The sequence below is a fragment of the Streptomyces macrolidinus genome (assembly GCF_023887685.1).
GTDB lineage: Bacteria > Actinomycetota > Actinomycetes > Streptomycetales > Streptomycetaceae > Streptomyces > Streptomyces macrolidinus.
On the sequence record NZ_JAMWMR010000004.1, the window covers coordinates 201,812 to 216,167 of the forward strand.

The following is a 14,356-nucleotide window of genomic DNA, read 5'->3' on the forward strand; positions in this document are numbered from 1 at the left end:
CGAGCCACCCGCCAGGTGCCCTCCTAGACCGCGCCCGCCGGAACGCGGTCCAGGAACCCGTGGACGGTGCGGATACGACCGTCGTCGTCCAGCTTGATCACGTCGAAGCCCGCGACGGGCGCCGAACCGTCGGCCCCGTTCACCAGGTCCCAGGTGAAGCGGGCGATGTCGTGGTGCCCGTCGACCGTGCCCGTCAGCTTGAAGGAGAAGCCCGGGAACTGCGCCTGCGCTCCCGCGATCACGGCCGCGAGCTGCTCGTGGCCGCTGACGTCGACCAGCGGGTCGGTGTAGCTGCCGTCCGGGGTCCAGGCGGCGGCGACGGCCTTGGTCAGGGTCTCGGGGTCGCTCGCGTTCCACGCCTCGAGGTAGCGGGCAACGGCGGACTCGTAGCGATCGTTGACTGCGGACATGGGGATCAGCCTCCATCGAGGGCGTAGGTGCGGTTCATGAGCCGGATCCCGGGGTGTTGTGCCCGCCGTGCTCCGACACCCGTAACCATGCCCGGCCGCTGTCGGAGCGTCGATTACCTCCGGGGTAAGGAGGGAACGAACGGTTGCGGGACGCGTGGGCCGTGAGCATGTCAGGAGACTGGCCGAAATCACATGGTGACAGAGCGTCAGGAGTGGCGATACTCGAGGGACAGGGTGATTCGGCCACGGCCGAAATGCGCCATCGTACGCATCGGTTCGGGTCGCCCCCGTGCACAGCGAGTGAACGAGCAGCGCGATGGGGAGCGATCGTGCACGACGAATTCCTGTGTCATGTGACGGCCTACGGTGTCTGCGGCGGCCGGCGTATCGGTGTCCCGCTCGGCACCTATCGCGCTCCCACCCTGGCCCTCGCCCTGTGGTGGATGCGGGACCGCGCCTCCTGGATCGCCGAACGGCTCGATCCGGACCCCGGCAACCCGCTCTTCCCGCCGAACTCCATCGCTCCCGTCGCCGACACCGTCCCGGATGTGCCGGGGATGCTGCGTGCCTGGTGCGGTGACATGGGTCAACAGGAGCGCATCGCCGAGGAGTTGGCCGCCGGTCGGCTAGTCCGCGTGGCCACCCGGGACGAGACCACCGAGTACGAACTGCTCGCGGAGTCGGTGGACGCGCTGCGTATGCAGAGGGTCGTTCCCGCGCTCTCGACCCCGGCCGCCTGACCGCACGGAACGCGCCTCAGTCCGCTCGGACCCGTCGGCGTACCCCGCGCGCGAGGAGCGCGCCGACGAACCCGGTGGCCAGTCCCCACGCCGCGGCTGTTCCGAGCGCGGTCCCGAGGTCCGGGGTCAGGAACAGGACACCGGACAGTCCGCCGCCCAGGTCGCCGATGCCGATGAGTGACAGCCCGTAGTGCGCCGAGATGCGGCAGGTCAGGCAGATCATGAGGACGGTCAGCGTCAGTGCGACCGCCATGCGGACGGCGTGCTGCCACGGCCGTGTCCGTGCCGGGGAGCGCACCGCCATCACGCACGCCGCCGCGAGGAGCAGCACGGTGTTCACGGCCAGGAGCCACCACACCCGGCCGTCCTGGGCGGCCAGCGTGCGCAGATTCAGCGTCGCCGTGCCCGGCGTGCGCAGCACCTCGTCGAGCGGACGCGGCATGGGCAGCGCGAACGGCCCGTCCACGCGCCCGTACCAGGTGGCGCCCAGCCCGAGGGTGAGGACCAGCCATACGAGGTTGGGCAGCCCCAGCAGGATCACCGCGAACGTCTCGGCCGGGTGCCCGCGCGTCGCCGCCACGACCAGCGCGATGACGGCGCCCACGGCCACGTAGGCGAGCAACAGGGCCGTCATGGCGTGGGCGGCCGGGCGTACGGGTTCCTGGAAGCGCAACAGCCGGTTCGGCAGCGGTGCTCCGCGCGACACCAGCAGGGCGAGGAGCAGCACGCCCGCCAGCCACAGCATGCCGAACAGCACGGTGAGCGGCAGGTCCGTCGTATAGCCGACCCGAGGGGAGATGCCGAGCAGGTCGCCGATGTCGCCGAGCGGGATCGTGAAGGTCTGGCGGGCCGCGAGCGCGAGCCCGATGAGCGCGGGCAGCCACAAGGCGGCGATCCGGGCGGCCCAGCCCGCCGGTTCGGCCGCCCCGGTGACGGCCCGGTGCCGCAGCGGGCGCAGGAAGCCCGCGGCGATGACGAGGGCCCCGGCGAGCGTCACCGACAGCGGTATCACGGTGAGCCCCGCGCGGGTGTCGGCGAGCGTGCCGGCTTCGCCCGCCAGCCGCACACTGCCGCCCGTCGCCGCGACGACCGAGGCGGCGACCACCCGGGGGAACCCGTTGTCGGGAAGACCGGTGCCACCCGCCGCCCACAGCCCGAGCGCGGCGACGACGCCCATGACGACCAGCCCGGCCACCACCGTCACGAGGGCCTGAAGCCACCCGTGCGGGGCGAGCGCCGGACCACCGGCGCGGACGGCGACCCGGCCGGGCGGGGGCGAAGCGTTCACAGGGCCACGCTAAGCAGCCGCTGCGGACGCCGCCTTCCGGCGGACCTGTAAACGGGTGGCGCGGTCCGGGAGCGGCTGCCGATGCTGGTGGCATGACAGACATCGCGCGAGCGGATCAGGCCCCATTGCTGCCAGGAGAACGAAGGTTCGGGTGGTCGGACATGTTCGTCCACCCCGAGAACGACCCGCGCGGCGACGGCGGCTTCGCGGGGGAGCGGGACACTCTCGTCGGCTACCTCCGCGACCAGCGGCTCACGCTGGAGCTGAAGTGCGCCGGGCTGGACGCCGAGGCCATGGCCCGCCGCAGTGTGCCCCCTTCGAACCTGTCCCTGCTGGGCCTGGTACGGCACCTGGCCGACGTCGAGCGGAAGTGGTTCCGGCGGGTGATGGCCGGTCAGGAAGCGCCGCCCCGCTACCGCACCGACGGCGAGCCGGGCGGCGACTTCGACGGAGCGGTGCCCGACCCGGTGGTGGTCGCCGACGCATGGGACACCTGGCGTGCGGAGACCGCCTTCGCGGAACGCTTCGTCGCCGAGGCGGGCGGCCTCGACATCACCGGCGTCAACGGCGCGGAACCGGTCGCCCTGCGCGAGGTCCTCGTCCACCTGATCGAGGAGTACGCCCGGCACAACGGCCACGCGGACTTCCTGCGCGAGCGGATCGACGGACGCGTCGGGCAGTAGTCGGACGTCCTTTCACGGACGCACGCCACACGCCTCAACTCACCCCGGACTCCCGGCCGTTGTCGAGATTCACCCAGGGCGGAACGCTGATCCCTTCCCGTGGCGCGCGCGTTCCCTAGGCTGGGAGGGTGAGCAACCAAGTGCCGAACGAAGCCCGTGTCGTCCCCCTCCGCCCGCAGACCGCGCCGCCGCACGGCGGCGTGACACCTCGTACCCCGCAGCAGCGGCCCGCCCGGCGGGAGCCGCTGTGGCGCGACCTGGTCGGTGAGGCGCTGCGCCGCGAGCGCCTCGCCCAGGAGCGCACGCTCAAGGACGTGGCGGAGCAGGCCCGGATCTCGATGCCGTACCTGTCCGAACTGGAGCGCGGCCGCAAGGAAGCCTCCTCGGAGGTCCTCGCCGCCGCGGCCCGCGCCCTCGGCCTGGACCTGTCCGACCTGCTCTCGCTCGCCCAGGACGAACTGGTGCGGCACACCCGCGCGAGCGTGGTGGGCCGGGGCCATGCCGCCCGTACGACGCCGACGGCGCAGTACGGCGGTCTGTGCCTGGCCGCCTGACCGGGCGCGGGAGTCCGCCGCGCCCCGACCGATGAGTTCCGCCCCGCGGACCGGTCGACAAGGGGGACAGCTCCCACAACACTCCAGGAGGTAGGCCATGGCCACCGAAGGACTCACCACCTGTCTCTGGTTCGACGGCGAGGCCGAGGAGGCCGCGCGCCACTACGTCTCGATCTTCGAGAACTCCCGCATCGGGCGGATCAGCCGTTACACCGAGGCCGGACCGGGCGTCCCCGGCTCCGTGATCACCGTTGACTTCGTGGCCAACGGGCACCGGTTCGTCGCGCTGAACGGCGGCCCGCAGTTCACGTTCAACGAGGCCGTCTCCTTCCAGATCCACTGCGCCGACCAGGAGGAGGTCGACCACTACTGGACCCGGCTCGCCGAAGGCGGTGGTGAGCCGGGTCCGTGCGGCTGGATCAAGGACAAGTACGGCGTGTCCTGGCAGGTCCTCCCGGAGGCGCTCATCGCCATGATCGGAGATCCCGATCCCGAGAAGGCCGCCCGTGCCACCCGGGCGATGCTCGGCATGGGCAAGCTCGACATCGCCGGGCTGGAGAAGGCGTACGCGGGCGGCTGAGCGCACCGTACGGGTGGGAATGGGCCATAGGGCTGCGCGAGCGACGTGGACGCGCTGTAATTGCACTGTGAGCAGTGAGGGCGCTGCGGGGCGCGGAACGAGGCCGCCACGTGCGGAACTTGCCCTCAGGACGCTCACGGACCAGCTCGACCAGTTCGACCCCCGCGAGCGCCTGCGGCGTGTGCTCGAACAGGCGCTCGTCTTCACCGCGGCGAGCCTGGCCGCCGTGTACGTTCCGGACGAGGACGGTCACCATCTGTACCTGGCCGAGTCGGCCGGTGTGCCGAGGGCGCTGTACGGGCTGCGCGACGCCTACCCCCTCTCCGGCGGAGCGCCCGCGGTGAAGGTGCACCACTCCGGGCGGCCCCTGTGGCTCGCCCCCGAGGACCTGACCCGCCGCGCCGACGCGCGACGGCTGCCGGCCAGGGACTTCTCCCTGGGGGTGCTGCCGCTGCGCGACGGCGGCTGCCTGGCCGCCGTCAGCGACCGCCCCGACGGCTTCGACGCCGAGGAGCGCGCGTGGCTGCGGCGCCTGGCCGACGCCGTCGCCAGCCCCGCGCCGGTCACGGCCGAGACCGGGGACCTGCCCGGCAACGCCTTCCGCCTCGCCGTCGACTCCGGCCGCGTCGACGTCGACGACGGGATGCTGGAGCTGTTCGGTATCGACCCGCACCAGTTCGACGGCACGCTCGAATCCCTGCTCGCCCAGACCGTGCCGGAGGACCTGCCCTCGCTGATGTCCGTGGTCGAGGCCGACCACATGGCCATCGGCGACCGCGAGCTGGAGTTCCGCATCCTCCAGCCCTCCGGCGAGCCGCGGTGGCTGCGGCTGCGCGGGCATCTGCTGCCCGCCGCGGACGGCCGCCCCGCACGGCTCGTCGGCACGGTCGCCGACGCCTCGAAGGAACGCCCCTCCGTCAGCGACGTCACCCGCGTCCAGCGGCTCGCCGCGGCCCTCGCCACCGCGGGCACCGTCCGCGACGTCAGCCGGGCCGTCGTCGCCGCCCTGCGCACACCGCTGCAGGCCGACCGCATCGCGCTCGCCGAGCTGGAGTCCGACCGGCTCGTCGTCACCGTCCTGGACCCGCCCGAACCGGAGGCCTGGCCCGAGCTGTGGCGCGCCGAGTGGCGCTCGGAGTGGCCCGACGCCCCCGTACGCGCCATGCCGACCCTCGCCGCCGCGCTGCGCGAGGGCCGGGCCGCGGTCTGGTCCGGCGGCACGACCCTGGAGCCCCCGCTCGCGGAGGTCGGCCCCGGCGGCCTCGCCGTGCTGCCGCTGCCCGCCGACGGACGCACGGCGGGGGCCTGCCTGATCGGCTGGGACAGCCCGCACGACTTCGACCCCGACGAGCGCGCCCTGCTCACCGCCGTGGCACGGCTGGCCGGACAGGCCTTGGCGCGCGCCCGCGCCTTTGACGCCGAGCACGAACTGGTCGGCATGCTCCAGCGCGCGCTCCTGCCGCGCCGCCTGCCCCGGCTGCCGGGCGCCGTCGCCGTGGCCCGCTATCTGCCCACCACCGCGGACCTGGAACTGGGCGGCGACTGGTACGACGTGATCCCGCTGCCCGACAACCACGTCGCCCTCCTCATCGGCGACGTCCAGGGCCACAGCGCGGGCGCCGCGACCCTGATGGGCCAGATGCGCACCGCCCTGCGCGCCTACGCCGTCGAAGGACACCCCCCGGACGTCGTCGTCTCCCACGCCAACCGGCTCCTCGTGGACATGGAGTCGGACCTCTTCGCCACCTGCTGCTACGTCGACGTCGACATGGAGCAGGGCATCGCCTGGTACGTCCGCGCCGGTCACCCCCCGCCCGTCCTGAGGTACCCGGACGGCAGTACGGAGATCACCGAGTCGGACGGCGGACCGCCGCTCGGCGTCGTCGCCGAGGCCGACTTCCCGATGAGCCAGCTACGGCTGCAGCCCGGCACGCTCGTCGCCCTGACCACGGACGGCCTGGTCGAGTCCGCCGAACTCGACATCGAGGACGGCCTCGCACGCCTCGCCGACGACCTGGCCGCGGCCGACCCGGCGTACCCCGGCCTCGTCGCGGACGCCCTGCTCACCGGCGCCAACCGCAACGACGACGTGGCCCTCCTGCTCATGCGCTACGACGGCCTGGCGGTGCGCCCGCTGCGCGAGAGCTGGACGGTGTGGCGCGTCCCCGAGGCGGTCCGGCACGCCCGTCGCTTCACCCGCCGCGCCCTGCGCGCCTGGGGCGTGACGCGGGAAGCCGACACGGCGCTGCTCGTCGTCTCCGAACTCGTCACCAACGCCCTCGTCCACACCGACGGCCGGGTCCGCCTCGACCTCACGCTCGTCGACCAGCGGCTGCGCGTCGCGGTCGCCGACGCCTCACCGCGTACGCCCGTCAAGCCGACGAACATCGGCTGGGAGGCGACCGGTGGCCGCGGCATCCTGCTCGTCGAGGCCCTGTCCACCGCGTGGGGCAGCCTCCCGGTCAGCGGCGGCAAGCAGGTGTGGGCGGACGTCGCCCTGGAACCGCCCGACACCTCCTGAGACACGGCTCAGGCACGACTCAGGCACGGCGGCAGCAGGAGCGGCGGAAGCGGCGTACCACCAGACACGCCAGCGCGACCGCCGCCACGGCCGCCACCGGGCCCGCGAGCCGCTTGGCCACCGGCACGCCCGCCGTACGCAGCAGATCGATCGACTCGGCGGGCGCGGCCTGTTCGGTGAAGACGGGCGCCGCGGGCTCGGCCCGAGCCGCGGCGCGCTGCTCGTCCAACTGCCGCGCCAGACAGTCCGCGAACCGGCCGACCAGCTTGTCGCCGACCTCCGCCAGCACACCGCGCCCGAACTGCGCCGGACGTCCGGTCACGGTCAGGTCCGTGCGCACCGAGACGCTGGTCCCGCCGCCGTCGCCCGGTACGAGCGTGGCCGTCACCGTGGCCCGTGCGGTGCCCTGCCCCCGGGTCTCCCTGCCGTTCGCGGCCAGCACCATCCGGTACGCGGTCTCGTCCTGCTCCTCGAAGACGGCCGTGCCCCGGTAGGTCACGGTGACCGGGCCGACCTTCACCTTCACCGACCCGGTCACGGTCCTGCCGTCGTACTCCTCGACCGTCGCGCCCGGCATGCACGGCGCGACCCGCTCGATGTCGAGCAGGGTCCGCCAGGCGTCCTCGACCGGGACCGGGACCGTGAACTCGTGGTGCAGTTCCATCGTTTCGTCTCCTCCTCAGTGCGATGTACGGCCGGTGCGGCCTGTACCGCCGGTGCGGCCGGGCGGGTGGATCGCCCCCGCCGTCGCGGTCAGGGGCGTGCCGCTGCCGCCCCACCGCAGGGACACGATCTCGGCGGCGACGGACACCGCGACCTCCTCGGGCGTGCGTGCCCCGAGGTCCAGGCCGATCGGCGAGCGCAGCCGGGCCAGTTGGGCCTGTGTGAGCCCCGCCCGGGTCAGCCGCTTCATCCGGTCGTCGTGGGTACGGCGGCTGCCCATAGCCCCGATGTACGCGGCCGGCCGGCGCAGCGCCTCCTCCAGAAGCGGGACGTCGAACTTCGGGTCATGGGTCAGGACACAGATCACCGTGCGGTCATCGGTGTCCGTGTTCCGCAGATAGCGGTGCGGCCAGTCCACGACCACCTCGACGCCCTCGGGGAAGCGCTTGGGGGTGGCGAAGACCGGGCGGGCGTCGCACACCGTGACCCGGTAGCCGAGGAAGGAGCCGATCCGGGCGACCGCCGCCGCGTAGTCGATGGCGCCGAAGACCAGCATTCGCGGCGGCGGCGCGAAGGAGTGCAGGAACACACCGACCGCGTCCTCGCGACGCTCGCCGTGCGGGCCGTAGTGCCGCAACCCGGTGGCGCCGAGGGCGAGTTCGCCGCGCGCGTCGGCGGTGACCGCCGCGTCCAGACCGGGGGAGCCGAGCGAGCCCGCCGCCTCGTCGGGCCACACCGCGCGCGAGGCCCCGCGCGGCGCGGGACCGTCGAGCACCGTCGCCACGGTCACCGGACGCCCCACGGCCACCGACTCGGCCACCGCCGCGAACGAGACGTCCTCCTCGGGCGTCACCCGGCGTACCAGCAGCGTGATCTCGCCGCCGCAGGTGAGCCCCACGGCGAACGCGTCCTCGTCGCTGTAGCCGAAGGTCTCCAGCCGGGCCGTGCCCGACTCGACGACCTCCTGGGCCAGTTCGAACACCGCGCCCTCGACACAGCCGCCGGAGACGCTGCCCACTACCTCGTCGCCGGGCCCGACGGCCATCGCCGCCCCCGGCTCGCGCGGCGCGCTGCGGCTGACCGCGACAACGGTGGCCAGGCCGAACGGGGCGCCCGTCACGTACCAGCGGTGCAGCGCCGGAAGGATCTCACGCATCACGCGCTCCCTCGGTCACGGTTCCGTTCCTCTCGTCGCTCCCTGCTCCACGGCGGCTCCGCGCACCACGGCCGCGAGGCGCTCCAGTGCGGCCAGGCTGTGGCCTTCCACGAACGCGTCCACGCTCGGCAGTGCCGCTGCCATGCCCGCGGCCAGGGGCGCGTAACCGGGGCGCGCCTTGCGCGGGTTGGCCCAGACCACCCGGTGCGCGAGCCGGTGCAGTCGGCGCATCTGCGCCCCGAGCAGGGCCGGATCGCCGCGCTCCCAGCCGTCCGACAGCACCACCACGATCGCGCCGCGCGCCATGCCCCGCTGCCCCCACCGGTCGAGGAAGGCGCGCAGCAGTTCGCCGAGCCGGGTGCCGCCGCGCCAGTCCGGCACGGCCGCCGCGACCTGGGCCAGGGCCGCCTCGGGGTCCCGGTGCGCCAGTTCGCGGGTCACCCGGGTCAGCCGGGTGCCGATGCTGAACACCTCGGTCCGGCCGCCGCGCACGGCCGCGTGGGCGAAGCGCAGCAGCGCGTCCGCGTACGGGGACATGGAGCCGCTGACGTCCACCAGCAGGACGACGCGCCGGGGCCGGTCGGCGCGGGTGTGCCGCCGCGGGCGCGCGGGCTCGCCGCCCCGGCGCAGCAACTCCCGTACCGAGCGCCGGGGATCGATGTCTCCGCGCCGGGCCGGACGGCGCCGCGCCGTGCGCCGTGCCTCGCCGCGCAGCGTGAACGCGGCCAGCAGGCGCCGCAGTTGCTCCCGCTCGGCCGCCGTCAGACCGGCGAAGTCACGGTGGCGCAGGACCTCGGTACGGCTGGCCAGCGCGGGTGTCGCGATGTCTTCCTCGGCCCCGATGGCCGTACGGGGAGCGGTACTCGGGACCCGGACGGCCGTCGCCCGCAGGCGCGGTGGCGGCGCCACGCGGGTCCTGCCCGGGACCGGGCCGCCCCCGAAGTAGGCGCCGAACACCCGCTCGTAGCGCGCCAGGTCGTCCCGTCCCGCGCACAGCGTGAGCCGTCCCGCCCAGTACACATCGGAGCGGACACCGGGCCGCAGCGCGTCTAGTGCACGCAGGAAGACCTGGACGCGGTCCGGTCCGGCGTCGACGCCCGCCGCGCGCAGGGCGCGCACGAACCCGACGAGCACGGTGGGCGCGTCGACGTCCATGTCACACCCCGCGGGCCGCGAGGATCGCCGACAGATCGAGCCCCCGCGCACGCTCCATGTCCTCGCGGTACTTGAGCACCGACCCCAGTGTGGTCACCGCCAGCTCCGCGTCCACCTCCGTGGCACCGAGCGCGTCCAGCGCCCGCGCCCAGTCGATCGTCTCCGCCACCCCCGGCGGCTTCACCAGGTCCTCGGCGCGCAACGCCTGCACCAGCGTGGTGACCTGCTCCGCCAGCCTGGCCGTCACCTGCGGCAACCGCCGCCGTACGATGGCGAGTTCGCGGGCGAAGCCGGGGTGGTCGAACCAGTGGTAGAGGCAGCGGCGCTTGAGCGCGTCGTGCACCTCCCTTGTGCGGTTCGACGTCAGCACCACCACGGGCGGCTCCTTCGCGCGCAGCGTGCCCAGTTCGGGGATCGTGACCGAGAACTCCGACAGCAGCTCCAGCAGGAACGCCTCGAACTCGTCGTCGGCGCGGTCGATCTCGTCCACCAGCAGCACGCAGGGGTGGGTCTCCAGGGCCTTCAGCAGCGGGCGGGCGACGAGGAACCGGCGGTCGTACAACTCGCCCTCCAACCGGTCCGGATCCCTGACCCCGGCCGCCTCCGCCGCCCGCAGATGCAGCAGTTGGCGCGGGAAGTCCCAGTCGTACAGCGCCTGGGAGGCGTCGATGCCCTCGTAGCACTGGAGCCGGATCAGCGGGGCGCCGAGCGCCGTCGCGAGGGCGGACGCGAGCGCGGTCTTGCCCACGCCCGCGTCGCCCTCGCAGAAGACCGGCCGGTGCAGCCTGAGGGCCAGGAAGCAGGCGACGGCCAGCCCTTCGTCGACGAGATACCCCGTCTCCTCCAGGCGGGCGCGCACCTCCTCAGGCCCTCTCACGCGCTCACTCCCCTCCCGCCGCGGCCAGCACCGCCCGCCGGGTGAGCACCCGGGCGAGATGGGCGCGGTACTCGGGCGTGGCCGACGGGTCCGAGGAGGGGCGGGTGCCCTCGGCCGCCGCCGCGGTGGCGCGCGCGACGGCGTCCGCCACCGCCGGGACCCCGGCGAGAGCCGCCTCGGACGCGGCGGCCCGCAGCGGCGTGGCGCCCATGTTGGTCAGCCCGATCCGCGCCTCGGCGATGTGCCCGTTCTCGCGCCGTACGAGCGCCGCCACACCGACCACCGCCCAGGCCTGGGCGACCCGTTGGAACTTCTCGTAGCGGAAGCCCCAGCCCTCCCGCTTCGGCACCCGCACCGCCACGAGCAACTCGTCGGGCCGCAGCGCGCTCTGGAGGTAGTCGACGAAGAACTCCCGGGCCGGGATGGTGCGTCGGCCCTGCGGCCCCACCACGACCAGCTCGGCGTCCAGGGCGAGCGCCACCGCCGGGAGATCACCGGCCGGATCGGCGTGCGCGAGCGACCCGCCGAGCGTGCCGCGATGCCGTACGGCCGGGTCGGCGACGGTCCGGGTGGCCGCCGCGAGCAGGCCCGCGTACCGGCCCACCAGCGGATCGCGGAGGATGTCGTGGTGCGTGGTCAGGGCGCCGATCACGAGTGTGTCGCCGTCCTCGCGCACCCCGCTCAGGCCGGGGATCCGGCCGACGTCCACGACCAGTTCGGGGAAGGCGAGCCGAAGGCGCAGCAGCGGCAGCAGGCTCTGCCCGCCGGCCAGCACCTTCGCCTCGTCGCCCGCCTCGGCGAGGGTCCGTACCGCCTCCTCGACGCTTGCCGGACGGGCGTAGTCGAATGCCGGGGGGATCATGCCGACGCCTCCTCGATGGCCTGCCAGACCCGCTGGGGTGTACAGGGCATCGCCACGTCGGTGACGCCCAGCGGACGCAGCGCGTCCACGATCGCGTTCACGACCGCCGGGGTGGCCGCGATGGTCCCGGACTCGCCGACCCCCTTGGCACCCAGCGGGTTCGAGGTGGCGGGCGTCTCGGTGCGGTCGGTCACGAAGTCGGGCAGGTCCACCGCCGACGGCACCAGGTAGTCGGCCAGGGTGCCCGACACCAGGTTGCCCTCGTCGTCGTACACCGCCTCCTCGTACAGGGCCTGCCCGATGCCCTGGGCGACCCCGCCGTGCACCTGCCCCTCCACGATCAGCGGGTTGACGACCCGGCCGACGTCGTCCACGCACACGTACGAGCGGATCGTCGACCGCCCGGTCTCCGTGTCCACCTCGACCGCGCACAGATGCGTTCCGTGCGGATAGGAGAAGTTCTCCGGGTCCATGACGTGCTCGGCGTTGATGGTGGGTTCCATGCCCTCGGGCATGTCGTGCGAGGAGAACGCGGCGAAGGCGATCTCCTGGATCGTCGTCCGCGCCTCGGGCGAGCCCTTGACCGAGAACACCCCGCCCGCGAAGTCCAGATCGTCCTCGTCGGCCTCCAGCAGATGCGCGGCGACCTTGCGGGCCTTGCCCACCACCTTCACCGCGGCCTGGTGCACAGCGGCCCCGCCGACGACCAGGGAACGCGACCCGTAGGTGTCCATGCCCTGCGGGGCCGCCTTCGTGTCGCCGTGCACGACCTCCACGTCCTCGAACGGCACGCCGAGGACGTCCGCGGCGATCTGGCTCCAGGACGTCACATGCCCCTGCCCGTGCGGGCTGGTGCCCGTGACCACCTCGACCTTGCCGGTGGGCAGCATCCGGATGCTCGCCGCCTCCCAGCCGCCCGCCCCGTACCGCAGGTCGCCGAGGACCCGGCTCGGGGCGAGCCCGCACATCTCCGTGTACGTCGACACGCCGATCCCGAGCCGCACCGGGTCCCCGCGCTCGTGACGCTTCTGCTGCTCGGCGCGCAGGTCGTCGTAGCCGAACAGCGCGAGCGCCTTGTCCGTCGCCGCCGCGTAGTCACCGCTGTCGTACGTCAGGCCCGCGATCGACGGATAGGGGAACTCCTCGCGGCGGATCCAGTTCCGCCGCCTCAACTCGATGGGATCGAGGCCGAGTTCGGCGGCCAGCTCGTCCATGATGCGCTCGATGGCGAAGGTCGCCTCCGGGCGCCCCGCGCCCCGGTAGGCGTCCGTGGGCGTCCGGGTCGTGAACACACCGGTACAGGTGAAGTCGTACGCGTCCATCTTGTAGATGCCGGGGTACATGAACGCGCCCAGGATCGGCACGCCGGGGGTGACGAGCATCAGATACGCGCCCATGTCGGCCAGCAGATCCACCTTCAGGCCGAGCAGCCGCCCCTCGCGGGTCGCCGCGATCTCGACGTCCTGGATCATGCCCCGGCCGTGGTGGGTCGCGAGACAGCCCTCGGAGCGGGACTCGGTCCACTTCACCGGGCGCCCGAGGCGGCGCGCCACCGCGAGGGCGAGGGCCTCCTCCCCGTACACCTGGAGCTTGGAGCCGAAGCCGCCGCCCACGTCGGGGGCGATCACGCGCAGCTTGTGCTCGGGGATGCCGGTGACCATGGCGAGCATGATCCGCAGGATGTGCGGGATCTGCGTGGTCGAGTGCAGGGTGTACTCACCGGACGCGGGCAGCGGGGTGACCACGACGGCGCGCGGCTCCATCGCGCTGGGGATCAGGCGTTGTTGGCGATAGCGCCGGGTGAGTACGACGTCGGCGCGCTCCTTCACGCGCGCGTAGTCCTCGCCGGTGGCCAGCGGCCAGACGTAGCAGCGGTTGGTGCCCTTGTCGGCGTGGACCAGCGGGGCGTCCTCGGCGAGCGCCGCCTCCAGGTCGAGCACGGGCGGCAGGGGCGTGTAGTCGACCTCGATCGCCTCCAGCGCGTCGGCCGCCGCGTACCGGTCGCGGGCCACGACGACCGCCACGGGATCGCCCGCGTACCGCACCTCGTCCACGGCGACCGGCGGATGGTCGGGCATCACGATGTCCTCGGTCACCGGCCAGGCGCACGGGAGCGAGCCCAGCCCGTCGGCGAGATCACGCCCGGCGAACGCCGCGACGACACCGGGGCGTTCGAGCGCGGGGGAGACGTCGACCCGGTCGACGCGGGCATGGGCCATGGGGCTGCGCAGGATCGCGAGATGCAGCAGCCCGGTCATCTGGATGTTGTCGGTCCAGGTGGTCTGCCCGGTGACGAGCCGGGCGTCCTCCTTGCGCAGCCGGGCCCGGCCCACCTCCCGCTCGGTCGCCTCGGTCATGACGCGACCTCCTGCCCGGAGGCGGCCAGCACGGCGCGCACGATGTTCTGGTACCCGGTGCACCGGCAGAGGTTGCCCTCCAGGGCGTGCCGCACCTCGTCCGCGGTCGGGGCCGGGTTCTCGCGGAGCAGATCCCGGGCCGCCATGATCATGCCGGGGGTGCAGTATCCGCACTGCAGCGCGTGCCGCTCGCGGAACGCCTGCTGCAGCGGATGCCACGCGTCGCCCCGGGCGAGCCCCTGGACGGTGGTCACTTCGCTTCCGTCGGCCTGGACCGCGAGCACCGAGCAGCTCTTGGCGCTCTCCCCGTCCAGATCGACCGTGCAGGCACCGCAGTTGGAGGTGTCGCAGCCGACGGGGGTCCCGGTGAGCCCCAGCCGGTCCCGCAGATAGTGCACCAGGAGGAGGCGCGGCTCGACCTCGTCCTCGTACGTCGTGCCGTCCACCGTCACCGAAATACGGGTCATGTGTGCCCTCCCAGAGAGCCGGGTGAGGGGTGCAGTCGGTTTA

At 73.5% G+C, this 14,356-nt stretch carries 14 protein-coding genes; 5 read left to right on the forward strand and 9 right to left on the reverse strand.

The features are described from left to right. Positions 1–23: 23 nt before the first annotated feature. Positions 24–410, reverse strand: coding sequence for a nuclear transport factor 2 family protein (locus NGF19_RS06705; RefSeq protein WP_252422926.1), 387 nt, complete (start codon positions 408–410; stop codon positions 24–26). 329 nt (positions 411–739) lie between these two features. On the opposite strand from NGF19_RS06705, the gene NGF19_RS06710 reads away from it, so the two are divergent. Beyond that, positions 740–1,150 (forward strand): hypothetical protein, encoded by a 411-nt coding sequence (locus NGF19_RS06710; RefSeq protein ID WP_252422927.1) that lies wholly within the window; start codon positions 740–742, stop codon positions 1,148–1,150. 16 nt (positions 1,151–1,166) lie between these two features. Here NGF19_RS06710 and NGF19_RS06715 read toward each other — a convergent pair whose 3' ends face one another. After that, positions 1,167–2,438, reverse strand: coding sequence for a streptophobe family protein (locus NGF19_RS06715; RefSeq protein WP_252422928.1), 1,272 nt, complete (start codon positions 2,436–2,438; stop codon positions 1,167–1,169). Positions 2,439–2,599: 161 nt separating this feature from the next. Between NGF19_RS06715 and NGF19_RS06720 the strand changes: the two genes are divergently transcribed. From NGF19_RS06720 to NGF19_RS06735, 4 genes are all read left to right on the forward strand, one after another. After that, positions 2,600–3,121, forward strand: a complete 522-nt coding sequence (locus NGF19_RS06720) for a DinB family protein (RefSeq protein WP_252422930.1) — start codon at positions 2,600–2,602, stop codon at positions 3,119–3,121. 128 nt (positions 3,122–3,249) lie between these two features. Continuing rightward, positions 3,250–3,675: a helix-turn-helix domain-containing protein gene (locus NGF19_RS06725; protein ID WP_252422932.1), complete on the forward strand. Its 426-nt coding sequence runs from the start codon at positions 3,250–3,252 to the stop codon at positions 3,673–3,675. Between the two features lie 97 nt (positions 3,676–3,772). Next, complete coding sequence (locus NGF19_RS06730) at positions 3,773–4,255, forward strand: VOC family protein (protein WP_252422934.1); 483 nt, start codon at positions 3,773–3,775, stop codon at positions 4,253–4,255. A 67-nt stretch (positions 4,256–4,322) separates the two neighbouring features. Continuing rightward, positions 4,323–6,776, forward strand: coding sequence for a SpoIIE family protein phosphatase (locus NGF19_RS06735; protein ID WP_252422936.1), 2,454 nt, complete (start codon positions 4,323–4,325; stop codon positions 6,774–6,776). A 19-nt stretch (positions 6,777–6,795) separates the two neighbouring features. Here the strand turns inward: NGF19_RS06735 and NGF19_RS06740 are convergent, their stop codons facing one another. The 7 genes from NGF19_RS06740 to NGF19_RS06770 are packed head-to-tail and all read right to left on the reverse strand — an operon-like array spanning position 6,796 to position 14,313. Beyond that, entirely contained in the window at positions 6,796–7,440 is a 645-nt protein-coding gene (locus tag NGF19_RS06740; RefSeq protein WP_252422938.1) for an SRPBCC family protein, read from the reverse strand. Between the two features lie 15 nt (positions 7,441–7,455). Next, the gene (locus tag NGF19_RS06745; RefSeq protein WP_252422940.1) at positions 7,456–8,595 is read right to left on the reverse strand and encodes an XdhC family protein; all 1,140 of its coding nucleotides are present in this window, start codon (positions 8,593–8,595) and stop codon (positions 7,456–7,458) included. Between the two features lie 15 nt (positions 8,596–8,610). Next, complete coding sequence (locus tag NGF19_RS06750) at positions 8,611–9,750, reverse strand: vWA domain-containing protein (protein WP_252422942.1); 1,140 nt, start codon at positions 9,748–9,750, stop codon at positions 8,611–8,613. A gap of 1 nt (position 9,751) precedes the next feature. Then, positions 9,752–10,627 (reverse strand): AAA family ATPase, encoded by an 876-nt coding sequence (locus NGF19_RS06755; protein WP_252422944.1) that lies wholly within the window; start codon positions 10,625–10,627, stop codon positions 9,752–9,754. 4 nt (positions 10,628–10,631) lie between these two features. Further along, positions 10,632–11,489, reverse strand: a complete 858-nt coding sequence (locus tag NGF19_RS06760; protein WP_252422946.1) for an FAD binding domain-containing protein — start codon at positions 11,487–11,489, stop codon at positions 10,632–10,634. Then, on the reverse strand, positions 11,486–13,846 hold the full coding sequence (locus NGF19_RS06765; protein WP_252422951.1) for a xanthine dehydrogenase family protein molybdopterin-binding subunit: 2,361 nt from the start codon (positions 13,844–13,846) through the stop codon (positions 11,486–11,488). The genes NGF19_RS06760 and NGF19_RS06765 overlap by 4 nt, the downstream gene beginning before the upstream one ends. Next, positions 13,843–14,313 (reverse strand): (2Fe-2S)-binding protein, encoded by a 471-nt coding sequence (locus NGF19_RS06770; RefSeq protein ID WP_252422952.1) that lies wholly within the window; start codon positions 14,311–14,313, stop codon positions 13,843–13,845. Before NGF19_RS06770 ends, NGF19_RS06765 begins: the two co-directional genes overlap by 4 nt. Between the last annotated feature and the right edge of the window lie 43 nt (positions 14,314–14,356).